Source organism: Acidipila sp. EB88, from assembly GCF_003858395.1.
In the GTDB taxonomy this organism is placed as follows: domain Bacteria; phylum Acidobacteriota; class Terriglobia; order Terriglobales; family Acidobacteriaceae; genus EB88.
Window position 1 is genome coordinate 470,354 of the sequence record NZ_QWEV01000005.1, and the last position, 24,618, is coordinate 494,971.

Below are 24,618 nucleotides of genomic sequence, written 5' to 3' on the forward strand. Positions count from 1 at the left end.
CAAGGTGACTCGCATGCCCACGCAACACTCCTCCAACCGATCCACCACGCCGCTCCCGGGCGAGCCCACCTTCTCCGGCCGCCCCACGCCGGCATACGACCAGGGCCAGAGCCGTCGCGTTGTGGTGCTGATCGCGATCGTCTGCGTCCTGTTCGCCAGTGTCTGGGCCTACGTCTTTTTCAAGCAGAAGCCGCGTGTCGCTGACGGCGCGATCGAATCGATCCGCGTGATTTCGATGCATACCGAGGAACACGTGGGCGGCACCATGGCCGAGGGCTACGGCGGCGGCACGGTCAAGACAGACCAGCTGCTGGTTTGGGTAGTGCTCGACATGACCAATCTGACGCTCGAGGTGCCGCTGTTTGAAACCGCGCAACGAGCCACGCTTTCCTTTCAGGACGGGCAGCAGTTGTTTGCTTATGCTGCGCCGCCCGACCAGATCGAGAAGCTTGCCCGTTACTCGCCGGCAAGCCGCATGCAGGGCTCGATCCTACCGCGCACGATGACGATCTCGCCCAAGCAGTCGGTCAAAGGAATGGCATTGTTTGTGTTCCCAGTCACGAAGCAGCAGTGGGACGCGCGCCGCGAGTTTTCTGTGGCCATGTCGTTCCAGTACCAGCGCGACCTGGCGATCAAGGAAAAGACCGCGCAGCCCTGACGCTGCCCTGCGCACGCAGGCGGGGGCTGTGCCGCAACCTACAATGAACAGGTGAAGAGCACCACCGAGCATATCCTCATCGCCGGTGCCGGCATCATGGGCCTCGCCGCGGCGCTCGAGTTCCAGCAGCATGGCTACCGCGTGACGGTGCTGGAGCGGGGCCGCGCCATGGAGCAAAGCTCCTGGGCTGCTGCCGGCATGCTTGCCGTGGACGACCCGGAGAACGCGCCGGAGCTGCTGCCGCTGTCGCGCTTGAGCCGCTCGCTGTACCCGGCGTGGCTGGAGCGGGTCGAGTCGCTCAGCGGCTGCCGGGTGCCTCTGCGCACCACCACGGCGCTGCAGGGTGAGCGCTGCGAGGGTGTCCCTGACGTTTCCGCCTTGCCGCCCGTCGAGACACCATCCAGCGAGGCACCATCCATTGCAGCATCCCCTGCCGATCTGCCGGGCCTGTACCGCAATGGTTACCGCTTCACACGCGTGCAGGAAGCCAGCCTGGACCCGCGCGACCTGTGTGCAGCGCTGCCGCGCGCTGTTGTGGCCGCGGGCGTCACTCTGCGGGAGCATGCTCCCATTGCCCGTGTGCTGGGCGGCGCGTCGAGCGACGGTGCCGCGGCCCCGGCATTGCTGCTTGAAGACGGCGAAACGCTCGAGGCCGACCACCTTTTGCTATGCATGGGCGCCTGGACGACCGGGACCTTTGGGACCTCTGCAATCTCCGCAAGCCCCGATCCCAGACTGCTGCCGGCAGCAGGAGGCAATCGCCCGGGCATCCACCTGCCGGTAGCGCCGCGCAAGGGTCAGATGATCGAGGTCACGCTCGAGCAAACCACCATGCTGCCCATGGTGATCCGCACGCCGGAGCTCTACCTGGTGCCGCGCGGCGACGGCCGCGTCGTGATCGGGGCCACCGTGGAGCACGCCGGCTTTGACCGCTCGATCGACATCGCGGCCGGCGACCGGTTGTGGCAACAGGCCGCAGCCCTGTGGCCGCCTATCCTGAAGGGCCGCATCTCGGCCCGCTGGACCGGTCTACGGCCAGGCTTTTCTGCGGGCATCCTCGACGCGCTGCCCGTGCTGGGCAGGCTCGCTGCCAATACCTGGGTCGCCACTGCGCACTTCCGCAATGGAATCCTGCTGGCCCCCGGCACAGCACGTGTTCTGCGCGAACTGGTCCAGGGCGAGGCAACCTCGGTCGATCTCACGGCGTTCTCGCCAGATCGCTTCAAGATCGAATCATGAGCGCATGCAGGACCACAGCTTCCGCCCGGCGGCGCACCTGCTTCCCCGCCCATACGCAACGGTGACAAGCCTTTCGCCGCTGCGCTATAACCTAGTTCTGGGTTCAGCCAAGGAGGTTTCTGCTCGCGCACGGGCAGCAGGCTTCTCTGGCGCTGCGTCTGTGTACGCGTAGCTGAGTCAGTCCGTCATTCGGTCGATCAAAAGGGAGATGTATGTCCACTGCTGTGGCAGGAAAAGGCCTCGAAGGCATTGTCGCTGCGAACTCGCGCATCTGCTGGATCGACGGAGAAGCCGGGGTGCTGGCGTATCGCGGCATCGACATTCACGAACTCGCCCAGTGCTCCACGTTTGAAGAGACGACCTACCTCCTGTGGCTTGGCAACCTGCCTTCCAAACAGCAACTCGATGAGTTCACCCGCTCGCTTGCAGACGCGCGCGAGTTGCCCGCGCCCATCCTGGAAATGCTCGCCGCATTTCCGCGCAAGGCCTCGACGATGGAGGTGCTGCGCACCACCGTATCGGCGCTGAGCTTTTACGATCCTGATGAGCGGGCCGTGGACCATGCCTCCAACCTGCGCAAGGCATTCGCGCTGACCTCGCAGGTCCCCATGATCGTGGCCGCCTGGGACCGCATCCGCAATGGCAAGGAGCCGGTCGCGGCTGATAAGTCGCTCTCCCACGCGGCGAACTTCGTGTACATGCTGCTGGGCGAAAAGCCTTCGGAAACCGCCGCGCGCACATTCGACGTCGCGCTGATCTTGCATGCCGATCACGAGCTCAACGCCTCCACGTTCGCCGCGCGCGTCATCGCCGCAACCCTGGCCGACATGCACTCCGCCGTTACGGGCGCGATCGGCGCACTCAAAGGGCCGCTGCATGGCGGCGCCAACGAGGCGGTCATGCACATGCTGTTTGCGATCGACAAGGCAGGCGCCGAGCCGGTCGAGTTCGTCCGCCAGATGCTGGCTGACAAGAAGAAGGTTTCCGGATTCGGCCACCGCGTGTACCACACCGAAGACCCGCGCGCGACGCACCTCCGCCGCATGTCCGAGCAGCTCGGCAAGGCCGATGGCAACTCCAAGTGGTTCGACATGTCGCGTGCCATCGAGCTGTACATCAAGGCCGAGAAGAAGCTCAATGCCAATGTTGATTTCTACTCGGCTTCCACGTACACCACGCTCGGCATCCCGCTCGACCTGTTTACGCCGATCTTTGCCGTGAGCCGCGTAGCCGGCTGGGCCGCGCACATCATCGAGCAGCTCGACGACAACCGCCTGATCCGCCCGCGCGCGGAGTACAGCGGCCCCGCGTACCCCGCGCCGTACGTTCCGCTCGACCAGCGCTAGGCAGCTTGATACGGTATCTCGGCCTGCTTCCGCTCGCAGAAGCAGGCCGAGCCGCGCACCCGTCCGTCACACGCTGCGGGTGGTTCGCTGGTCTCGCTCCAAGGACCGGCGTGCCCCGAGGCGTAAACTTGACGCAGTGATGCAGCGCATTTACATGGACGCAAACGCCACCACGCCTCTGCTTCCCGAGGTCTTCGAGGCGATGCGCCCGTTCTTGATGAACAGCTTCGGCAATGCGTCCTCCATTCACCATTACGGGCAGCAGGCGCGCATGGCCGTTGAGCAGGCGCGTGAAGACGTAGCCGCCGCGCTGGGCGCACGCTCGAGCGAGATCGTTTTCACCTCCGGCGCCACCGAGAGCGACAATCTCGCGCTGTTCGGCATGCTTGGCAAGGCGCTCGACGCCGGTGAACCCGCCCGTCTCGTCACGACTTCGATTGAGCACCATGCCATCCTCCATGCGGCCGAAGCGCTGGCTGTGCGCGGGGGCGACGTGCGCTTCCTGCCGGTCTCGCCGCTTGGCGTGGTAGACCCGCCAGCGGTGCGCGAAGCACTCGCCAATGCACCGCCAGCCACGCTGGTCAGCGTGATGCTTGCCAACAACGAGACCGGGGCCCTGCAGCCCGTGGAAGAGATTGCCCGCATCGCCGCCGAGGCTGACGTGTGGATGCACACGGATGCGGTGCAGGCCATTGGCAAGCTTCCTGTCAACGTTAAGACGCTCGGAATCGACCTGCTCAGCCTGTCCGGCCACAAGCTCCACGGGCCACAGGGCGTGGGCGCGCTCTGGCTGCGTCGCGGCACCCCTTTGCAGCCGCTGTTTTACGGAGGCGCGCACGAGCGGCAGCGGCGCGCCGGCACGGAGAACCTCGCGGGCATCGTGGGGCTTGGGGCGGCAATCCGGTTCGCCCTGCAGGCAGTTTCCGACGGCACGATTGCGCGCATCGCCGCACTGCGGGATCGGCTCGAAGCCACGCTGCTGGCCGAGATCGACGAGTGTGGCGTGAACGGCCCTACCGCGCCCGGCACGCGCCTGCCCAATACGACCAACCTCTGGTTCGACCATCTGGAAGGCGAAGCGCTGGTGATCGCGCTCGATCTTAAGGGGCTTGCGCTGTCGGGCGGATCCGCCTGCGCCTCCGGTGCGACCGAGCCCTCGCACGTGCTGACCGCCATGGGGCTGGGCGCTCACCGCGCGCGCGCCTCGCTGCGTTTTTCGCTTACGCGCGCGACCACTGAGCAGGAAATCGATCGCGCCTGCGAACTGGTGCCCGCGGCAGTCGCCCGTCTGCGCGAACTGAGCCCTGTCTACAAGGCCGGCTCGCCCGCACAACCGCAGGACGGATTGCAGATCGAGCCGTTCCCGCAGCCCACTCTATAGTCCCGAGTCGCTGGAGACGATGCAGCCCTGCTCCTACCAGAGCACTCCGCGCACCGGGGTTTCCGGCTTGGGCAGGTCAGTCTCGCCCAACAACTGCCGCAGGTTGATCTCAATGGTGGTGGTGATCGCCGTAAGCGGCACGTCGTAGATTTCGTTGTCGAACGGGTCTTCCAGGTCGCGCCCGATCTTGTCCAGCGCCAGGAACATGAAGCCTACCAGCGTGGAGCCGAGAGGCGTAAACCACTCCAGGTCCTTGACCATCCCGATCGGCAGCAACACGCAGTAAATCTGCACAAACAGCATCGGGAAGTAGTCGTACTGCTTGGGCAGCGGCGTGTTCTTGATGCGCTCGGTGCCACCCTGCGCGTCGGCGAGATCGTCAAGGTTGCGGTCCATGGCCTGCCACTCGATGGTGTCGATCCAGCCGTGGCGGCGGGCGTCGCGCAGCATGGTACCCAGCCGGCGCTGCAGGGCCAGCGGCACGTTCTTCTCGTCGCGGAGTGCTTCGTAGTCCTCAGGTGAGACGAATGGCTGGATCACCGTCACCGCGTCCAGTCCGCGCAGCTGCTGACGCAGCGCGTGCACAAACGCGATCTGGTAGTGCACGATCCGGTTGCGCTCCCGGTCCATGGCATCGAGGTCAGCTGCCTGGGCCTCGGGATGCTCGCTTGAGCGCATGGTCGTGCACACCTGCCGGGCGAGGCTGCGGCTGTCGTTGACGATCCGGCCCCACAGCGTGCGCGCCTCCCACCAGCGCCCGTAGGCCGAGTTGTTCCGGAAGCCCACGATGATGCCGATCGCTGAACCGTAAAAGGCCAGCGGCACCTCCTTGAGCCCAATCCATTGCCAGTGCAGCAGCTTGTAGGCCACCACCACCAGTACATCCCACGCCACCAACGCCAGCGCGGGCTTGCCCACGTACCGGATCATGCGTGAGAGCTGCGGCCCCTTGGGAACGATCATGCGCGGGAAGCGTCCGGATTCGAGGCCAGAATAGCGGCGCCCGAACCGGCTGCGGCGACGGCAACCGAGTCGGCTGCCGTCTGAGTCGACACCGGCACGAACGCCCGGTCACCATCCTCCGCGATGCGAACCTGCCCGGTTCCGATCTCGTAGACCCATCCGGAGATGGTCAGCTCGTTGCGCGCCAGGGCGCCTGCGATGCTGGGGTGTGTTTTCAGGTGGCGCATCTGCATCAGCACGTTCTGCTCGGTCAAACGAGGCAGCCGTTCCGTCGGTCCCACGTCGGTGCCTTCCAGGGCATCGGCTACCTGCAGAGCGGCATGCCCGTTGTTCAGCCATGCCCGTACGGTAGGCATGGCGTCGGTGCTTTCCGGCTTCAGCAGGGCCTTCATTGCGCCGCAGTCCGAGTGGCCGCAGATCACCACGTGCTGCACCTTGAGCGCCGAAACCGCATACTCGATCACCGCGCTTACGCCGCCCATCATCACGCCATAGGCCGGCACCATGTTGCCGATGTTGCGTGCGATAAACACCTCGCCCGGTCCCGAACTCGTGATCGACTCCACGTCCACGCGCGAGTCGGCACAGGCCACGATCAGTGTGTGCGGCTGCTGCGGGGTCGACGCGGCCTGTCGATACTCCTCCGCCTTCTCTGCGTGTACCTCGGACTGAAACCGACGCACGCCTTCTTTCAGCTTTTCCAGAACCACGTTGCTACCCATACTGATCCCCCAAACCTGTCGTTGCTGTTCGACGTACTAATGGACCTGGCGCTGCGCCACCACGCCCGCGCGGCACCCATCAGCTATGCGCGCCGGCTTGCTGAGACCAACCCTGTGGGCACCATACTACCGGCTCGCCACACTCCGGCAGGGTCTTCTGCCTCGCCCAGCTACGGTTTACGCGTGATCCGCTTTACCAGCTGCCGGATCGCTGCCGACGGCAGGCAGGCGATGGTCAGCATCCCCAGAAACACCACAAAACCAAGCGTCTCCATTACGATTCGAAACGTCGCCATTCTGCACCCTCTTCCTGCTTTCGCGTCTGCTCACACATCATCGCAGGCTCAGCGCCCTGCCTGCTCCGGTTGTGCCGCGTCCTGGCCCTGGGCGGGCGAACCATCGGTGGCGCAGGCAAGTCGATGGCGCGCGCCCCTGCCGGGCGACGCATGAGCGATACTGGTACGTGATGCCTTCTGCGCACAACAACACGGTAGCCGTGGCCATGTCCGGCGGGGTCGACTCCTCCACGGTCGCGGCCATGCTCAAGGACCAGGGCCTGGACCTTATCGGCCTGACCCTGCAGCTTTGGAACCAGCGGCGACTTGCCGGCAAAGAGGGCATGCCCGAGCAGGTGCAGGGGCGCTGCTGCTCCATTGACGACGTGTACGACGCGCGTCGCGTGGCCGAAGCGCTCGGCCTGCCCTACTACGTGGTCAACGAGCAGGCGCGGTTCGAGCGCGACGTGGTGCGGCCCTTTGTGGACGAGTACCTTGCCGGGCGGACGCCGATTCCCTGCTCGCTGTGCAACAACCACCTCAAGTTCGACCAGCTGCTGCTGACCGCCCGGCAGATCGGCGCCGACCGCATCGCAACCGGACACTATGCACGCAACGAGTACGACCCGGCGCGCGGCCGCTGGATCCTGAAACGGCCGGCCGATCGCTCCAAGGACCAGACCTACTTCCTGTTCGGCCTGACGCAGGAGCAGTTGAGCCGCACCCTGTTCCCGCTGGGCAACCACACCAAGCCCGAGGTGCGGGCGCTGGCGGCCGAGCACGGCCTTGCCCTCGCGCAGAAGCCTGATTCGCAGGAGATCTGCTTCATCCCGGGCGGCGACTACAAACAGTTTCTTGATGCGTATCTCGAGGAGCAGGATGAAGCGTTGCCCGAATCCGCCGGTGCGCTTGTCACCACGAGAGGTGAGACCGTGGGTCAGCATGCCGGGATTCACAACTTCACGGTGGGCCAGCGCAAGGGTCTCGGGCTTTCCGGGCCCAACCCGCTGTATGTGCTCGCTATCCATCCCGACTCGCACCAAGTGACGGTGGGCACTGAACCCGAACTGTACCGCAGGACGTTCCGCGCCAATCGCCTCAACTGGATCAGCGTGGACCGGCCGGAAGGTACGTTGCGGGTGGAAGCCAAGATCCGCCACCGACACGAGCCTGCCGCGGCTTCGATCTGTCTCGTCGAGGATGAAATTGTCGAGGTCACATTTGACGAGCCCCAGCGTGCCGTTACACCGGGGCAGTCCGCAGTGTTCTACCAGGGCGACGAGGTTGTCGGTGGCGGCTGGATTCAGTAGTTTTGTTCGCAGCTTCAGGCGCCGGGCGATGAGCCCGCATACAGCAGCACAGCCGATGCGTGCGATGGAAACAGAACGGGCGCGTATCGGTGTAACTGCTTACCGGTACGCGCCCGCTTTTCTATTCATCTGCTACCGAGTTCCGATTACAGTTCGACCCGCTCCACGTGCCGGTCTTCATCCAGTGGAACAGACGGGTCGTAGACGTAGGTCTCGCTCGAGGCGGTCCGCGTCTGGCGTCCGCTGTTGCGCCGCTGGAACAGTGTCTCTACCACATTGGCAATGCCGCTGAGCACGCCACCAACCTGCCGCACCGGCTTGGTGACACCGGCCTGCACGGCTGTGCCAGCGTGGGCGATGCTGCCCAGCACTGCCGACACCATGTCATCCACCTTGGCTGCCTGCGCCTTGGTCTTATCCACGACGTCGTCCACCGTGGTGTTGACGTGCACGGTCTGGTCCCGCACCGTGCCGGTAATGTCGACGATGTGACCCGTGATGGTGCTGATCTTCGGCTTGGCGTCGCTCATGATGCCCGAGACCGAGGTGGCTATGCTGCTCACCTTGGGGCGAACATCTTCCACGATGCCGCCCACCGTACCGACCAGCGGCAGGGCCTTGGCAGAGATCGTTTTCGCCAGTGCTGTGAGCTCCCGCACTGCCTTGAGCAGGCCCAGCGCCAGCACCGCGAATACGATCATCTGCACCACAATGCTGACCACGACCACGATCGTAAAGATCAGAAAAAGGGTATACGGCGGCTGTGCGACGGGCATGATCTCCAACCTTCAAGTGCAAGCACTACTGAGCAGACCTGACGGGTTTCCGGGTCGCTCCTACCCGGCCGCCGAACCGGTGGCAGACGAAATGCGCCTGCCACCTACGCGCATTAGCTGGGCTTTTCGCTGCTGGGGATCAAGTCTTCGTGCGCAACCGGGGGCACCGTCTTTTCAACGTAAGCCTGCTTGCCCGCCTCGTACGAAGCAGCGATCTTTTCCTTCTGCTCGGCCACGGACTGTACGCCCTGGCTGTAGACTTCGTTGATCTTCTGGCGGCCGGTCTCGAGCACATCCTTGCCCTTGCTCACAGCCTGCTGCAGTTGATCCTTTCCAGTGGCTACATAGCCAGTGGCCTGATCCTTACCGCGTGCAACATATTCGTTGACCTGGCCTTTGCCCCGCTCGACGTACTGGTTCACCTGGCCACGGCCACGCTCCACGTACTCGCCGGCCTGCTGTGACACCTGGCGCGAACGCTGCTTTACGTACTCGGTCGAACCGAGCGCATTGGCTACCAGTTCCTCGCGCGTCTCCTGCCCTGCCTTGGGCGCATACAGCACGCCGATCAAAGAGCCGAGGCCCAGGCCTGCCAAAAACCAGCTGAATGCACTTCCACCGCGTGTATCTTCAGACATCATGATCTCCTTGTAGGCTTTCGCCGGGCGCTTTGCCCGGAACAGCAATAAGCAGTTGTCCCGGGAATAGATGCACGCAGGCCTTGGAACGCTGTACCCTGCGCTCCGAGCCAACACCGGCACAACCTGCCCGGGCCGTGCAAGGAGGCAACACCATCGCGGCAGGCAGCATGCGTGGGTCCAGAGCGGGGCTTCCACAACCGTGACTGTAACGGTGGCACGGTTGGCGCTTTACCCTGAACCTTGCACAACAGGTTCTGAAAACAGACAAGCAGGCATGATGCATAGGGTTCCAATCGGCTATCTTCTTCCGGCACTTTGCCTTGCACTGGCAAACCCCACACACGCGTTGCAGCCGCCTGTTGCTGCAGGCGCGCGTCATGTTGCTGTTCAACCGATGACTATCCCAATGACCAATGCCCGTTGGCACCCGGTAGGGAAAGCGAAATCAGAGGTGCAGTACATCCGCAGGGAAGGATTTCCGCAGGGCATTGCTGTGCTCAAGTCAGGCGACCTTGCGCTCAATGGCCTCTGGTTCCGCGATGGAACGATCGAGTTCGACATCAAGCCGCTCGCCGAGGACATACCCGGCATTCGATTCCGCCAGCACGACGCGCACAATGCCGAGGAGTTCTACATCCGCAGCCTTGCAGACTGCCGGGCCGAGAACGATTGCATCCAGTACAGCCCGGTGATCAACGGCTTCATGCTCTGGAACGTCTACCCCGAGTACCAGCGGCGCGCCCCGGTCTTTCCAGACGGGTGGAACCACGTGCGCCTCGTGGTCTCGGGCAGGCGCATGAACGTTTTCATCAACGATGCGGTCCAACCGACCCTTGTGGTCGGGGAGCTGCTGGCCAATGCCCCCGATGGTGGACTCGAGCTGCACGGTCCTGCAGCCTTCGCCAACCTTGTGGTTACACCGGGCAAGACCGACAGCCTACCGACGGCTCCTCTTGCCGACGAGCACGGCAAGGAGCCGGGCATCGTGCACCAGTGGCTGCTGGCACCGCTGGCGCCGCTGCATTACGGGATCGCGCCCCGGTACGCGGAGGCGCCCCCAGCCACCGCGGACTGGAAGCCTGTGCGCTCCGAGCGATTCGGCATCGTCAATCTCAACCGGCAGTTCAGCGCGTCCGACGCACCGCCGTCGCTCACCTGGCTTCGTTCTTCTGTGGAGTCGGACCGCGACCAAAACAAGCAGGTGTCGCTGGGGTGGATCGGGCAGGCATGGGTCTTCGTGAACGGCACCCTGATCACATCCGGCAAAAACTTCTACTATCCGGACGCTGAACGACGCGATCCCGATGGCCGGCTGTCGCTCGAAAATGGTTCCTTCTCGATCCCCCTCCGCCGCGGGCGCAACGAGATCACGGTCGCCATGTACAGCTCCGTGCACGACGACAGCCGCGCCCGCACCGCGTACGGCTGGGCGTTGATGATGCGGTACGATGACCCGCGCGGGCTTACGATCCCGCGCTGAGCTTGTCCGTTTGCTGCATCGACAGATAAGCGCGGGCTGGCACACCCGGAGCGATGTCCAGTGCTGATGGCGCGTGCGCTTTGCGCATCACTCGAGGATGCGGGTCGGGCAATCACAGCACCACGCCCGCAGAACTCTCTCGCTGGAGCCTTTTGCCGCAAAACAACAGGCCCGGCATCTCTGCCGGGCCTGTTGTTTGTGTACAGCTGCGCGTTCGCCGCTACTGCACGGTGACCGACACCTGCGTGTTAGCCGTCGTGGTACCGCTCGTGCCGGTTACGGTTGCCGTGTATGTGCCAGCCTGCGTGCCACGCGAAACCGTGGAGCCGCTGCCGCCACCGCAACCGATTAGCCCGAAGCCGCCCACAACACCGAGTGCAAGCAGAGCCAGCATCGCGGCGCGCACGCCGCTCCGCATCTGCCGCCATCCACGACGGCGCGCCGGGATGCCGAACAGAACCAGCCCGCACAACGCGGTGCCGCCGCCCGCTGCCAGCAGCCGCTCCAGGCCTGCCGGAGCGCCCGTGTTTGGCCGCAGGAGGGAGGCGCTGAGTGCGGTGGTGTTGATCGTCAGCGTCGCAGCCTGAGCCGTGGTGCCGCTCAGCGTCACGGAAGGCGTAACCGTGCAGGTGGGTGTCACGCTGCCTGTCACAGCCGTAACCGCACAGGACAGGTTGACCGCGCCGGAGAATCCGTTGGTGGCAGCGATCGAGACCGTGCCGCTTCCGGAGGCGCCCGAGCTGGCGATCGTGATGCCGCCCGTGGGGCCGGTCAGCGAGAAGCCCGCGCCGGTGCTGCTGCCGCCGGTCACCGTGATCGGGATTGTCATCGAGCCTGCTGCCGCGTAGTTGGTGTCGCCGGCATAGCTCGCGGTAAGCGTGTTGGCGCCGCTCGCCAGGGCCGAACCGGGTACCGTGAAGACTTCCAGTTCCGCCACGGCGCCGGAGCTGAGCGTGCCCTGCTGCAGCGTGCCGGTGAAGCTGGTCGTGCCACTGGTAAGCGTCAGCGGACCCGTCGGGTAAGCGCCCACACTGTCCGTATTGAGCTGTACCGAGACCGTGGTCGAGGCCGAGGCCGCGATCGTAGTCGAGGCTGCCGAGATCAGGAGCTGGGTTGGCGCCTTGCTGATCGTAAGGGTTTCATTGCTGGTGGTGGAGCTTGCGTTGTAGCTGGCGTCGCCGCCGTAGCTTGCGCCCAGCGCATAGGTGCCAGGAGCAAGGGTGTCCAGTGGAAATGTTGCGGTGCCAACGGAGTTGAGGGTCTGGGTGGCCAGCGTCGCGCCATTGTTGAGCAGCGTGACGGTACCAGTGGCCGGACCATGCGAACCTGCGCTGCTGGCATCAGTGTTGGCAGGGGTCACGTAGGCAAAGCCATATTCACCGTAAGGCGCCGGGGAGCCAATGGCTTTCTCGGTGTCAACGTCTTCAATCTGGATCTGGAAAAAAGCAGTGCTTGCTTCGGGCGTCACCGTCACCGGGATCGACGCTGACGTACTCGGCCCATCGGTGATGTCACCCGGGTAGTACGCGTGAATAGTGTACGAACCGCCAGGCAGATCGACGGGGTTGATCGTGCCGGTGCCGCCGGAGAGCGGAATCAGCTCAGTGACCGCCGCACCCTGCTGGTTGGTCGGCCCGACGATGGACACGGCGCCGGTCGCCGTCGAGGGGCTGACCGCGGAAGTGAGCATCAGCGGGGAACCATGCGCGATAGTGACAGCAGCCGTGCTGTTATTGGCCAGCAGCGTGGTGCTCGTTTGGGTGAATGTTGCCGTCGGCCACGCCGTGACCAGGTTGGCGATGTTGACACTGCCGAGGCCGCTGGCGAGGTCGAATCCAGCGTTGGCGTTGTAGCCGTCGAGGAAGCCATTGGTGCCGCAGTTAGGAGAGCCGGCGGTGCAGGGGACAGAGTTGTTTCCGGCCGTGATGTCGTTGAACACGCTGCCCGTGCCCTTGTTGAACAGGTTGTACAGCACGTTATTGGCCTGACCGAGGCGCGTTGCGGTGCCGAGCGAGGCAATTACCTGGGCCAGGCTGCCGGCAAAGGCCGGAGTCGAAGCGGATGTGCCACCGATGCCGCTGATATTAAACGTCGCGCCCGTGGAGGCCGGCGCGCAGTCCGTGCGTGCGGTGGCTTCGCCGTCCAGCACATTGTCCGAGCAGAAGGCCCAGGCCGCGGGGTGTTGACTGCCCGGTGCGGCAAACATCGCCACATCCGGGATCGCCCGCACCGACACGGCGCCCAGCGAGCCCGCGGTCAGCCCTGTCTGGAAAGGCGGCGTGGGATAGCCGGCCAGCGCTGCCGAGCAGTTGCCGGCCTCGTCCACCGTGCCCGCGCAATACGCTTCACTGCTGGCGCCGCCGCTGCCAGCCGCAATCGTGGTCGCGCCGTTATAGGTCGCCGCTGTATTTGCCGAGTAGTTCCCCGGGGTTGCGTTTGAGATCGAATCATTCCAGGGATTTTCCGGAATATATTGGATTGCCGATCCATACAGCGCCGTGGTTGAAGTGGACGTCGAACCCAGCACGTAGTTCGAAAAGCTGGTGGAGAGCACATCGAAGTCCGTGCCGCCCACGGCCACGTTGTACGGCGTGGAGGCAATGCCGTTCACCGCGAGGCCATATTGCGCCTGCGTTTCGCTGTCGGGGTCGTCACAGCCGGCCGACCCGCTGTCGCCGGTCGCCACTACGGGCGTGATGCCCTGGGCCGCTGCCTGTTGCCACAGCTCCGACCACTCCTCGTTGCCGCTGATGCCGAGCCCCAGTTCGCATTCGCCATAGCTCACGCTCAGTACCGAGACGACGTTGTCTTGGATCGCGCGGAGCACCGCGTTGGCGAGCCCATCGTTGACCAGATCCGATCCGGAGGAGTAGACATAGATGCCGGCCTGAGGTGCCAGCGCCGCACCCACCTCCGCGTCCAGCAGGGCCTCATCGCCGTCACCCTCGTCGAGAACGCCCGGGTCAGTGCCGTCGATCACCGCGGTTGGCGCTGTCTGATCACCCAGGAAAAGCTCTCGGTAGCGCAGGTAGTCCGCCGTTTGCAGGTCGGAGACCTCGGCAAACCCGATGTTGACGCCCGCACCCTGGTTGCCGGTACCCCCGGTGTAGTTGCGGTTCAACGCGTTGCCCGCTCCGTAGATCGTCGCCGCATCCGAAGGCGTCACCAGCAGGAAGTTGGTGCCGTCGTCGGTGACCGTCAGGTCAGGCTTCACCCCGGTGGTCACCATGTTGCTCAATTGCAGCTTGCCGTTAGCAGCGGTCGCCTGCGCGTGGCTGCTCAACTGGTGCAGGGGCTTTGCACGAAAATCGTTCATCGGGGACAGCCCCGCGATCACCGGCGCCAGCGCGGCCGGGATCTGCGGATCGCTCGCATTGGCGTGGTGGGTGACTCCGTTCACCACGTAGGTGTGGATCGAGGTGTGGAACGCCTGCGCGACCTGGCCCGTCGTTCCCGAGAACTGGATGAAGTTACGGCTCGCCGGGACGGACTCGATCTTGAAGCCCTGGCTTTCCAGCCAGGTCTGCACCGCTGCCAGGTCCGCGTCGGCGATGCCGAACGAAGCTCCGTAGCTCGCGGGGGTCAACCACTTGTGGTAGTTGGCCGAGTGCGGATCCTGCAGGCTGCCAAGGTACTCGCGCAGTGTGGACTGCTGCGCGGCGGAGCGCTTCAGCAGCATGGTCATGCGGCCCGTCGCCAGGCTGGAGGACACGGCACCGCTGTCGTAGCGTGCCTGCGCCAGCGGGTGCATGTTGCCCTTGAGCGTCACCAACGAGTCATTCGAAACAACGGCGCCGACGCGGGCTACCGGCGTGGCCAGCAGAGCCGTCTGCGCATCGGCACAGGGCACAGCTAGCAGCGCGGCAGCGGCGATCGCCGAGCAGGAGGCAAATACAGAAGCAAACCACAGACGCATGCGAGACCCACTCTATCGGTTATGTAAACCAGTACAGACGGCCGGATTCGGACGGCAGTCTACAGCGGCAGGAGAATGATCGCGAGCCATTGCCTCGACCAGTGTCCTGGTTCGGACCTACGCGCGACAGAGTAAAAGCGAAACGTGCAGGTACAGCGGTACCGATTGCTGCGGAACAGCACAACCGGTAAACGGACTGTCGGTTGCCCTCTTAAACAGCAATCGTGGAGAGAAGTTGCGCGGCTCCCCATTTCTTTCTTCCGGAAGGGGCGCGCTCTTGAGCACCGGCCTGTAGCAAGACGCAAGGTACTGTCGCCGGGACGCGCCGGGCTACCTTTAAAAGCATGACTCGTTTTCACCCGGGCACAACCACGCAGGGAGTGCTCCTGGCTGCGCCCTCTTGATCCATGGATTGGCTGAGTCATGCGAGCCAGCCACCTTGAACGAAGCGCACGCAATGCATTCGGCCTCGCAGGTGCTCCCCGCACGACGCACAGCGACAGAAGTACTGCTTCTTCCAGGAGATCCGGCTTCCCCGCGGTTGCTGATTCGGCGTGCTGGGCAACTGCCTCTGCATTGACACCGCAGGAACGCGCCTCTAGTTTCAAAGAACGCGTGATCCCTGGGAGCGAGTGCGCAGTGCAGCACTGCCATCTTTGCGTTGCTCGTTGGCCCCACACACGCCCGAGGTTCCATGGCGCCTTTCCAGTCCGGTGTTCTGCCGCATCGCTCGTCCCGCTCCCACGCTCGCCTGTCTTCCCGTACACGGCGCATCCTGCTGGCCGCGTTTCCGATCCTGTTCGTCGCGCTCAGCGCCCCGGCGCAAAGCACCCCGGCTGCCGTCGCAGCTACGCTCAAGGATCCGGACGCCGCCCGGGCCTTGGCCGACTTCCAGAGCCGCACCGTGGTCAAGGTACTGCCCAACGGCCTGACCCTCGTGCTCTGCGAACGCACCGATGCGCCAGTCTTCTCCTACACCACCATCGTCGACGCCGGTGATGCCAATGATCCCGGCCAGCAGTCCGGCCTCGCGCACATGTTTGAGCACCTGGCCTTTAAGGGTACCGAGGACATCGGCACCCGCGACTACCCGGCCGAGAAGGTGGCTCTGGCCAGGCTGGAAGTCGCCTATGCCGCATATGACGCCGAGCAGGTCAAGCGTGTCGACCGGGACCCCGCGAAGCTGCAGCAGCTCAAGGCCGCCTACGAGGCTGCCGAGAAGGACGCCAACCAGTACGTGATCCCTAACGAGTTCACCGAGATCGCCGAGGCCAATGGCGCCTCCGGGCTGAACGCGCAGACCTCGCTCGACGACACCCGCTATTTCTGGTCCATGCCCGAGAACCGCCTGGAGCTCTGGGCTTATCTCGAAAGCGACCGTATCGCGCACCCGGTGCCTCGCCAGTTCTACCGTGAGCGCTCCGTGGTGGAAGAAGAACGGCGTATGCGCGTTGACTCCAGCCCTGTCGGCAGGCTGATCGAGAACTTCCTCGAAGCCGCCTACTCGGCCCACCCGTACCACCGGCCCAACGTCGGCTACCAGAGTGAACTCGACCACATCACGGCGACCGAAGCCGCGGCCTTTCACGCGCGCTACTATGCGCCTTCCAACATCACGGTGGCCGTGGTCGGCGACTTCAAGAATACCGACGCGCTGCCCATGCTGGAGCGCTACTTCGGCGCCATTCCTGATGGTGGCCCCAAGCCTCAGGGAGTGATCACGGTAGAGCCTCCGCAGGCCGGCGAGCGGGCTGTGCACCTGCAGATGGCCTCGCAGCCGATGTACCTCGAGGGCTACCACCGCCCCGACTACCGCAGCCCGGACGATTCGGTGTACGACGCGCTGCAGGACATCTTCTCGAATGGCCGGACTTCGCGGCTGTACCGCTCGCTGGTCCGCGACCAGCGCATCTCGGCCGAGGCAGAGGGCTTCACCGGCTTTCCCGGCGACAAGTATGCGGGGTTGTTCGGGTTCTTCGCCGTGCCTGCGCCCGGCCACACCAACGCCGAGCTGCGCACCGCGATCCACAAGGAAATTGATCGCCTGAAAACCACCGACGTTACCGATGCCGAGCTGGCCATGTTCAAGACCCGCGCCCGCGCCAGCCTGCTGCGCGGCCTTGATGAGAACCAGGGTCTGGCCGAGCAGCTGGCCACTTATCAACTTCGCTACGGCGACTGGAAACAGCTCTTTCTCGAGCTCGACAGGGTCAACCAGGTGAGCAAAGCCGATATCCGCCGTGTCGCCAACACTGTCTTTACGACGGCGAACCGTACCTACGCCCAGATTGATGCGCCCGATGCGCCCAGTGCCACGGCCGCGCCCAACACGGGCAACGAGCCGGGACCCTCCGGACCGCCATCCGCCGCACCGGCAACGGGCGGTGCACGATGAACCGCCAGCCGCGCCTCGCCCTCCTGCTCGCCGCTTCCCTGCTCGGCACGGCCCACGCCCAGCAGACCACCCACCCCGTGGTGCCGCCGGACGCACGCAACGCCGCACTACCCGGCGCCTGGCAGCAGCTCAACCTCCACCCGCTGGCGCCCTTTGTGCCGCACAAGCCGCGCCGCATCGAACTGCCGAACGGCGCGCTGATCCTGCTGCAGGAAGATCACGAACTGCCCTTTATCAGCGGCTTCATCGAGATGCACGGCGGCAGCCGCGACGTGCCCGCGGCGAAGGCCGGCATGATGGAGCTCTACGGCGAGGTGTGGCGCACCAGCGGCACGGCCACCCAGAGCGGCGATGCGCTCGACGACCTGCTCGAAGCCAAGGCTGCCAAGATCGAAACCAGCGCCGACGTTGACTCCTCGAGCATCTCCTGGTCCTGCCTCAAGGGCGACCATGACCAGGTGCTTGCACTAGTCACTGACCTGCTCCTGCACCCCAAGTGGGACGCCGCCAAGCTTGAGCTGGCGCAGCAGGAGAACATCGCCGGCATCCTTCGCCAGAACGACGACCCCGGCGGCATCGCCGCGCGTGAAGCTGCCAAGCTTGTCTATGGCGGTGCCAGCGCTTATGGCCGTTCGGCCACGGTGGCCAGCGTGCTTGGCGTCTCGGTTGCCGACTTCGAGGCGTTCCATGCCCGCACCGTCGCGCCCAACAACATGATCATTGGCATCGAGGGCGACTTCGACGCCGTCGCGATGGAGGCGAAGCTCCGCGCGGCGATCGGGGCGCTTCCCAAGGGCACGGCACTGCCAAAACCTGCTGACACCTTTGCCGGTCCGAAGCCTGGGCTGTACCTGGTCGACAAGAAGGACGTGAACCAGAGCAATGTCTGGATCGTGGGGCTTGGCATTCGGCGCGACGACCCTGACTTCTACACGCTCTCGGTGCTGAACGAGATCTTCGGCGGCGGCTTCGGCTCGCGGCTGTTCCAGGACGTTCGCACGCGGCTCGGCCTCGCCTACAGCGTCGGCGGCGGCGTGGGTGCATCCTTTGATCACCCCGGGATGCTGCGAGTCGAGGCCTCCACCAAGAGCGCCAGCACCATCGAGGCCAGCGCGGAGATGCTCAAGGACACGGCCGCGCTGCGCACCGAGCCCTTTACCGAAGACGAACTCAAGCTCGCAAAGGACCAGGTGCTCAACGGCTTCATCTTCAACTACGACACCCGCGAGAAGGTCCTTTCCGCGACTGCCCGGCTGGCGTTCTACGGTTACCCTGATGACTATCTCGAGCGGTACCGGGCCGGCGTCGAAAAGGTGACTGTTGCAGACCTCGAGCGCGTCGCAAAGACCCGCATTGACCCGTCCAAGCTGGCCGTGCTCGTTGTGGGCAACCAGGCGGAGTTTGGCGAGCCGCTTTCGCAGTTGAAGCTTGGGCCGGCGCAACCTGTGGATATCACCATCCAGGTGCCGGAAGCCCTGCGCAAGCAGATGGGCGGCGGCGGTGCGGATGGTCCCGGAGCGCCGCCGCAATAACGGCGACACGCCCGCGGCTGTCTGCGCTGCGATACGCACCTTGCAACACGCACCCGGGTACCCCTGACCTGATCGACCTTTCCGTTCTTTCGTCCTTCTCGTCTTCTTGTTCCTTGGTACCCGGGTGCGCATCGCTGCCGGGAGCACGACCTAGCTGTATCGCATCTACTGGTAACAGCGCGTAACCTAGCACTATGCACTGAACGGGGCATACAAAAGCTTCGGCGCGACGCTCAACCGCACCACGAAGAGGACGGAAACGCATGGTACTTGCAATCGTTATTCTCGCCGCCGGCAAAGGAACGCGTCTCCGGTCGAGCCGTCCCAAGGTGCTGCACAGCATCGGCGGCAAGCCCCTGCTGCTTCATGTCATCGACGCAGCCCTGCAGGTTGTTCCGTCCAGTGACATCTTCGTCATCACCGGCCACCAGTCGGAGACCGTGCAGGCCGCCGTCGCGCACACGGGCGTCCATTTCATTGAGCAGGCTGAACAGCGCGGCACCGGCCATGCCATCCAGCTCGCCATCCCGGCCCTGCGCGATTACGAGCACGTGCTGGTTCTCTCGGGCGATGTCCCGCTGCTGCGCACCGAGACCGTCTCTGCCCTGCGCGACTTCCACCTGCGCCAGCGCGCGGCCATGACGATCCTTTCGGCCGAGGTGGAAAAGCCGTTTGGCTACGGCCGCATTGTGCGCACCACGGCAAACGGGCCCGAGGTCAGCCGCATAGTCGAGCAGCGCGATCTCGCGCCGGAAGATCAGCCGATCCGCGAGATCAACTCCGGTATTTACGCGTTTGCGCTGGATCCGCTCCGGGCGCATATTGATCGGCTCGAGGCCAACAACGCACAGGGCGAGCTCTACCTCACCGACGTCGCCGCCCTCATGGGCAAAGCGGGCGAACGCGTTCTCGCGCTGGAAGCCCCCTCTGCCTCCGAAATCCTGGGCGCGAACACCATCGCCGAGATCATGGAGCTGGATGCGCATCTTCGCCAGGCCACCACGGCCCGGCACATGGCTGCCGGCGTCACCATCTTCCAGCCGCACTCCGTACTCATCGATGCCGGGGTCGAGATCGGCCCAGATACCGTGATCGAGCCGTTTGTGCAGCTGCTGGGCACCACGCGCATCGGTTCGCACTCGCGCATTCGCTCCTACTCGGTGCTGGAAGACATGATCGTGGGCGATCACGTGCAGATCCGCCAGGGATCTATCCTGGAAAGCTCCGAGGTGCGCGACGGCGCGCTGATTGGCCCTTACGCGCACCTGCGGCCCGAGAGCCTGGTGGAAGAAGGCGTGCACATCGGCAACTTTGTGGAACTGAAGAAGACCCATATGCGCCGCGGAGCCAAGGCTAATCACCTTTCCTACCTTGGCGATGCCGAGATCGGCGAAGCGTCCAACGTCGGCGCGGGCACCATCATCTGCAACTATGACGGTGTGGATAAGCACAAGACCATCATCGGCGCCAATGCCTTTATCGGCAGCGACTCGGTGCTGGTTGCGCCGCTCACCATCGGCGATGGAGCCTACGTGGCGGCTGCTTCGTGCATTACGGAGGATGTGCCGGCGGAGGCGCTCGCGCTCGGCCGCGCCCGGCAGACCAACAAGCCAGGCTGGGCCCGCACTCGCAAGACCCGTGTGCCGCTGCGCGACAACCTTGCCTGAACTTGTCGCGGTAGCAGATGTGCCCGGATCCACTTACCTGCTGGCCGCTCCGCGTTCCGGGCAGGCCGGAGCGCTCACCCGCAAATGCCTCACCGCGCACACGTGGGTTGCGCCAGCTCAGGCACGGGCACTGTCCACTGGTGCAGGAGCAGCTGCTCGATCTCCTCCGGAAAGACAGGCGGGCTGTAGTAGTTCCCCTGCACCTGCATGCACCCGGCCTCCGCCAGCAGCCACGCCTGCTCCGCCGTTTCCACGCCTTCGGCAATCGAGTTCGCGCGAACACTTGCCGCCATGGCAATCATCGCCTTGACCAGGGCCATGTCCTGGCTTCGCTGGGGAATGCCTGCAACAAACGAGCCGTCGATCTTGACGCAATCCACCGCGCAGTTCCGCAGGTACTCGATGTTGGAGTAGCCGACGCCAAAGTCGTCCATCGCCACCTGGACCTTCAAGGCGCGAATCGCGGGGATCAGCAGGCGCTGATGGTGCACGCCGAGCAGCGACGACTCGGTCAGCTCCAGCGTAAGGCTGTAGGGCACATAGTCGTTCGCGGCCAGCAGTTCACGCAGCCTCTCGACGTATTCACCCGATACCAGTTCCACCGCCGAAACGTTGGCGAACAGGGTAAACAGGGGCAAGCCGCGCTCGAGCCATTCCTTGCGCTGGGCGAGTGCCTGCTGCAGCACCATCTGGCCCAAGGGCACGATCAACCCCGATCGCTCCGCCGCCTCCACGAAACTGATCGGCAGCAGGAGGCCGCCGTCTGGATGGCGCCAGCGTACCAGCGCTTCCGCACCCACCATTCTTCCGGTGCGGCAGTCCACCACGGGTTGATACTGCAGCAGGAACTGGTCGGTACGCAGCGCTTCCACAATCTGATACTGCAGCGTGCGCTCCGCCCCGGCATCCTTGCGGAAGTCCAGTTCGAACAGCTGCGCGCGGTCTCCGCCTGCTGCCTTTGCCCGGTAGGCGGCCTTATCCGCATCCCCCAGGAATCCCGCGACGTCCCCGCTCTGCTCATGCCGAAGCGCGATGCCGATGGAGAGCGAGACCGAGATCCCGACGCCCAGCACCTCGATGGGCGCACGTCCTGCCTCGAGCAGACTCTGCACCAGTATTTCCAGGTCATCCACGCCACCGGAGAGCGGCAGCAACACCACGAACTCATCACCGCCTACCCGGCACACCAGGTCCGACGCCCGGAGGCAGCCGGCGATGCGCGTTGCCAGCACCTGCAGCACAAAGTCACCGATGGCATGCCCGAGCTTGTCATTCACGCTCTTAAAGTGGTCGACGTCAATGGCCATCAGGCATAGCGCGTGCGACGCGGAGCCGAGCCTCGCCATGCCCGAAAGCATGCGTTCGTGCAGGGTGGTGCGGTTGGGCAGCGAGGTAAGTGGATCATGGTTTGCGCGGTGCAGGGCCTTGGCCAGTTGCCAGCGGGTCAGACTCATGTCTTTGAAGATGATCACGGCCCCGGCAAACTCACCCTGGTCATCGTTGAAAGGCGAGATCGCGTCCTCGATCGGCACCTCGGTCCCGTTCTTCGAAATCAGCACGCTGTTAGGCAACAGCGTGTAGCTCTGCCGATCCAGCAGAACCTGTCCGAGCACATCCCATGCCGCTTCCCGCGTCACCGCGTTTACCACGTTGAACACGGAACGCGCGTCTTTTCCAATGGCTTCCGACTGCTCCCATCCCGTCATGCGGCTCGCAGCAGGATTCAAGAACAGGATGGCGCCCCGCGTGTCCACCAGGATGATGCCGTCCGGGACGTAGTCTATGCCTTGCAGCAGCTTTTGGGTAACGTTGTTCCAAGGCGAGTTCTGATCCGCCATCGTCTCTGTCCTTCTGCTCTGTACGCGAAGCGGAGCGCCGACTATGTGTCGGTGAGAGCTACCGGTCGGGGCTGATTAGACCATGACTAAGGTGCCAGTGCCGTCCTGCGTGGACAGTTCGCCCAAGATAGGCGAGATAAGTCAAACCACTGTGTGCCGTGATAACAAGGTGCCGTGGCGCGCGCGCAAGTGCTTCGCAGCAAACAGACACGTGCCTGTAAACGGGTATTGGAGCAACTGTTTACCCCGCGAGGCCAGGTCCGCATTGCTGCTCGCGAGTTATCTGCGCCGCCCAACTTACGAAGATCCTGATCAGCTGGCTACTTTTCGCTGGTAAGTGCGCGCATCAGGTCAATCTCGTGCTGACGGTACGGGGTGCCGTCCGCATGAAACACGTCGTGAAACCAGATCAGCGGCTGCTCATGCACGTAGGGGTGCTCGTTTGACTCCCACGGAAGATATGTCTGGCTCCGGCCTTCCACGAGACCCCAGTTGATCGCGCCCACCCGGTACTTCTTTGCAATGGGCAGGATGGTGTCAAAGGTCGAACCGATGGACCGCGCCATGTACTCCGTGCAGATCACCGGGCGCCCGAACTGCTGCAGTTGTTTGACCCGCGCCTCGAAGTCCTCGGGCCAGCTGTAGTTATGGAAGCTCAGGATGTCGCTCTGCTCCGCCTGCACCCGCGCCACCGGCGTCATGGTTTCAAGCGAACTCCAATTGCCGGTCCATATGCCGCTGGTGAGCGGCTGCACCGGCTTGGCGCTGCGCGCCCACGTGTACACCTGCGGCAGCAGCTTCAGCACCAGCGCATCCTTGTTGGCCGGGTCGCCGCGGAGCACGGCCGCCGGGTTGCCGTTATTGGGCTCGTTCCAAAGATCCCATGCCAGCACGCGCTTGTCGTTGGCGAAGGCCCCCACCACGCCTTCGACGTACGCCCGCAGCCTTGGGATCTGCGCCGGGTCCGCCAGCGCCGGCGAACCGGGTGACTCAACCCAGCGCGAGTTATGCACGCCCGGGATCGGCGGGTTCTGCGGTCCCAGCCGGGGGAAAGGATCGCCGCACGAGTCAAAGAACACAAACATGGGCCGGATATGATGCTTCGCCGCGATATCCAGGAACACCTGCATGCGCCGGATCAGTCCCTGCGCATCCTGCTCCCACAGCAGGTCGTGCAGAAACACGCGCATGGTGTTCATCCCGCTAGCCTGGGCCCAGCCAAGTTCGCGATCGATCGCTGCCGGGTCAAAGGTTGCGGCCTGCCACATCTCCAACTGGTTCTCGGCATCCGCCGGCAAGTAGTCGGCGCCCACGGGCCACGGCTGCGCGTCGTACCAGGCGGTCGCCTGTGCGGCGGTCCAGCGTTGCTGCGCGTGTGCAGCCGTACACGTAAACGTAGCCAGTACCAGCACACACCACAACACTCGACGCAAGCTCGGCTCCCAGACCTGAACTGGACAACATGAACCCTAAGCATGTCATGGAACAGTGCCCATGCTGATCGCGATTGAAGGGGGCGCAGCCCTGGTGAATTGCAACCAGCGCGGCGCCGAAACATCGGCCCTGCCTGCCCGCGCACTGCTGCGCCTGCTCCCGCGCCGGTGTATTCTCATGGCACCATGAAGCCGGTCGCCCTGTTGTTTCGAACCACGTCCTTTCTGCTCGCCACCGTTGCCCTCACCGTCAGCCTCACGGCAGGCGCACAGGCTCCCGGCGACAGCCATCCGAAGCACGAAGACACCGAGTTCTACCAGCCGGTGCCTCCAGTCGTTACCCCGGCAGCGACGGTCGGCATGCCACCTTCGGATGCCGTGGTGCTCTTCAACGGCACTGATACCCGGCAGTGGGTCGCCGCGGCCGATGCCACCATGCCCGCCGACTGGGATGTGCATGACGGCGTCATGACGGTCAAGAAGGGCGGCGTCGGCAACATCCAGACCCGGCAGCGGTTTCGCGACTACCAGGTCCATCTCGAGTGGAAGATTCCCACCAGCATCCAGGGGCAGGGACAGGCACGCGGCAACAGCGGACTCTTTCTCGCCTCCACCGGGCCGGGTGATGCGGGCTACGAGTTGCAGATCCTGGATAACTACAACAACCCCACGTACACCAATGGCATGCTGGGCAGCCTGTACAAACAGGCCACGCCCCTGGCCAATGCGGCCCGCAAGCCCGGCGAGTGGTCAAGCTACGATGTGATCTGGACCGCGCCGCGCTTCAACGCCGATGGCACGGTGAAAACCCCGGCCTTCGCCACCGTGCTCGAGAACGGAGTGCTGGTGGAAAACCACTTCCAACTCAAGGGCGAGACGCTGTACGTCGGCCAGCCCTTCTACAAGGCCTTTGACTCGGCGCCAATCAAGCTGCAGGCCCACGGCGACTCCAGCGAGCCCATCTCTTTCCGCAACATCTGGGTGCGCGAAATCAAGGCATGGGACGCCGAACCCCATAACTAAGCGCGGGCGAACAGCCGCAGCGT

Annotated in this window: 18 protein-coding genes; 10 read left to right on the forward strand and 8 right to left on the reverse strand. The window is 64.3% G+C overall.

Translation table 11 applies throughout. The features are described 5' to 3' along the window. The first annotated feature begins 13 nt into the window (after window positions 1-13). From D1Y84_RS02870 to D1Y84_RS02885, 4 genes are all read left to right on the forward strand, one after another. Window positions 14-658 (forward strand): hypothetical protein, encoded by a 645-nt coding sequence (locus tag D1Y84_RS02870; RefSeq protein WP_124847177.1) that lies wholly within the window; start codon window positions 14-16, stop codon window positions 656-658. Between the two features lie 51 nt (window positions 659-709). Next, a complete protein-coding gene (locus tag D1Y84_RS02875) occupies window positions 710-1,897 on the forward strand; it encodes an FAD-binding oxidoreductase (protein ID WP_124847178.1) in 1,188 nt (395 codons plus the stop codon). A 212-nt stretch (window positions 1,898-2,109) separates the two neighbouring features. Beyond that, window positions 2,110-3,243 carry a citrate synthase gene (locus tag D1Y84_RS02880; protein WP_124847179.1) on the forward strand — a complete coding sequence of 378 codons (1,134 nt, stop codon included), beginning with the start codon at window positions 2,110-2,112 and terminating at the stop codon, window positions 3,241-3,243. A gap of 154 nt (window positions 3,244-3,397) precedes the next feature. Then, entirely contained in the window at window positions 3,398-4,624 is a 1,227-nt protein-coding gene (locus D1Y84_RS02885) for a cysteine desulfurase family protein (protein ID WP_233581042.1), read from the forward strand. Window positions 4,625-4,657: 33 nt separating this feature from the next. On the opposite strand, the gene D1Y84_RS02890 is transcribed toward D1Y84_RS02885, so the two are convergent. From D1Y84_RS02890 to D1Y84_RS18605, 3 genes are all read right to left on the reverse strand, one after another. Then, window positions 4,658-5,587: a bestrophin family protein gene (locus tag D1Y84_RS02890; RefSeq protein ID WP_124847181.1), complete on the reverse strand. Its 930-nt coding sequence runs from the start codon at window positions 5,585-5,587 to the stop codon at window positions 4,658-4,660. Further along, entirely contained in the window at window positions 5,584-6,309 is a 726-nt protein-coding gene (locus tag D1Y84_RS02895; protein ID WP_124847182.1) for a carbonic anhydrase, read from the reverse strand. The genes D1Y84_RS02890 and D1Y84_RS02895 overlap by 4 nt, the downstream gene beginning before the upstream one ends. A 170-nt stretch (window positions 6,310-6,479) precedes the next feature. Continuing rightward, window positions 6,480-6,605 carry a hypothetical protein gene (locus tag D1Y84_RS18605; RefSeq protein WP_255424335.1) on the reverse strand — a complete coding sequence of 42 codons (126 nt, stop codon included), beginning with the start codon at window positions 6,603-6,605 and terminating at the stop codon, window positions 6,480-6,482. Between the two features lie 170 nt (window positions 6,606-6,775). Here D1Y84_RS18605 and mnmA point away from each other — a divergent pair, with 170 nt between their 5' ends. Next, complete coding sequence (mnmA, locus tag D1Y84_RS02900; RefSeq protein ID WP_124847183.1) at window positions 6,776-7,894, forward strand: tRNA 2-thiouridine(34) synthase MnmA; 1,119 nt, start codon at window positions 6,776-6,778, stop codon at window positions 7,892-7,894. A 146-nt stretch (window positions 7,895-8,040) separates the two neighbouring features. Here mnmA and D1Y84_RS02905 read toward each other — a convergent pair whose 3' ends face one another. Together D1Y84_RS02905 and D1Y84_RS02910 are read right to left on the reverse strand one after the other, a co-directional pair. Continuing rightward, window positions 8,041-8,670 carry a hypothetical protein gene (locus D1Y84_RS02905; protein ID WP_124847184.1) on the reverse strand — a complete coding sequence of 210 codons (630 nt, stop codon included), beginning with the start codon at window positions 8,668-8,670 and terminating at the stop codon, window positions 8,041-8,043. A gap of 113 nt (window positions 8,671-8,783) precedes the next feature. After that, entirely contained in the window at window positions 8,784-9,308 is a 525-nt protein-coding gene (locus D1Y84_RS02910; RefSeq protein ID WP_124847185.1) for a YtxH domain-containing protein, read from the reverse strand. 397 nt (window positions 9,309-9,705) lie between these two features. Between D1Y84_RS02910 and D1Y84_RS02915 the strand changes: the two genes are divergently transcribed. Further along, on the forward strand, window positions 9,706-10,791 hold the full coding sequence (locus D1Y84_RS02915; protein WP_199726344.1) for a hypothetical protein: 1,086 nt from the start codon (window positions 9,706-9,708) through the stop codon (window positions 10,789-10,791). A 220-nt stretch (window positions 10,792-11,011) separates the two neighbouring features. Here D1Y84_RS02915 and D1Y84_RS02920 read toward each other — a convergent pair whose 3' ends face one another. Further along, window positions 11,012-14,707, reverse strand: a complete 3,696-nt coding sequence (locus tag D1Y84_RS02920) for a protease pro-enzyme activation domain-containing protein (RefSeq protein WP_124847186.1) — start codon at window positions 14,705-14,707, stop codon at window positions 11,012-11,014. 694 nt (window positions 14,708-15,401) lie between these two features. Between D1Y84_RS02920 and D1Y84_RS02925 the strand changes: the two genes are divergently transcribed. The 3 genes from D1Y84_RS02925 (at window position 15,402) to glmU (ending at window position 20,301) form a co-directional block, all read left to right on the forward strand. Next, window positions 15,402-17,102, forward strand: coding sequence for a pitrilysin family protein (locus D1Y84_RS02925; protein WP_124847187.1), 1,701 nt, complete (start codon window positions 15,402-15,404; stop codon window positions 17,100-17,102). After that, complete coding sequence (locus tag D1Y84_RS02930; RefSeq protein ID WP_124847188.1) at window positions 17,099-18,634, forward strand: pitrilysin family protein; 1,536 nt, start codon at window positions 17,099-17,101, stop codon at window positions 18,632-18,634. Before D1Y84_RS02925 ends, D1Y84_RS02930 begins: the two co-directional genes overlap by 4 nt. Before the next feature lie 263 nt (window positions 18,635-18,897). Continuing rightward, on the forward strand, window positions 18,898-20,301 hold the full coding sequence (gene glmU / locus D1Y84_RS02935) for a bifunctional UDP-N-acetylglucosamine diphosphorylase/glucosamine-1-phosphate N-acetyltransferase GlmU (RefSeq protein WP_124847189.1): 1,404 nt from the start codon (window positions 18,898-18,900) through the stop codon (window positions 20,299-20,301). An 89-nt stretch (window positions 20,302-20,390) separates the two neighbouring features. Here the strand turns inward: glmU and D1Y84_RS02940 are convergent, their stop codons facing one another. After that, complete coding sequence (locus D1Y84_RS02940) at window positions 20,391-22,139, reverse strand: GGDEF and EAL domain-containing protein (protein ID WP_124847190.1); 1,749 nt, start codon at window positions 22,137-22,139, stop codon at window positions 20,391-20,393. A gap of 320 nt (window positions 22,140-22,459) precedes the next feature. Continuing rightward, the gene (locus D1Y84_RS02945) at window positions 22,460-23,563 is read right to left on the reverse strand and encodes a cellulase family glycosylhydrolase (protein ID WP_233581539.1); all 1,104 of its coding nucleotides are present in this window, start codon (window positions 23,561-23,563) and stop codon (window positions 22,460-22,462) included. Between the two features lie 195 nt (window positions 23,564-23,758). On the opposite strand from D1Y84_RS02945, the gene D1Y84_RS02950 reads away from it, so the two are divergent. Continuing rightward, on the forward strand, window positions 23,759-24,595 hold the full coding sequence (locus tag D1Y84_RS02950; RefSeq protein ID WP_124847192.1) for a DUF1080 domain-containing protein: 837 nt from the start codon (window positions 23,759-23,761) through the stop codon (window positions 24,593-24,595). The last annotated feature ends 23 nt before the right edge of the window (window positions 24,596-24,618 follow it).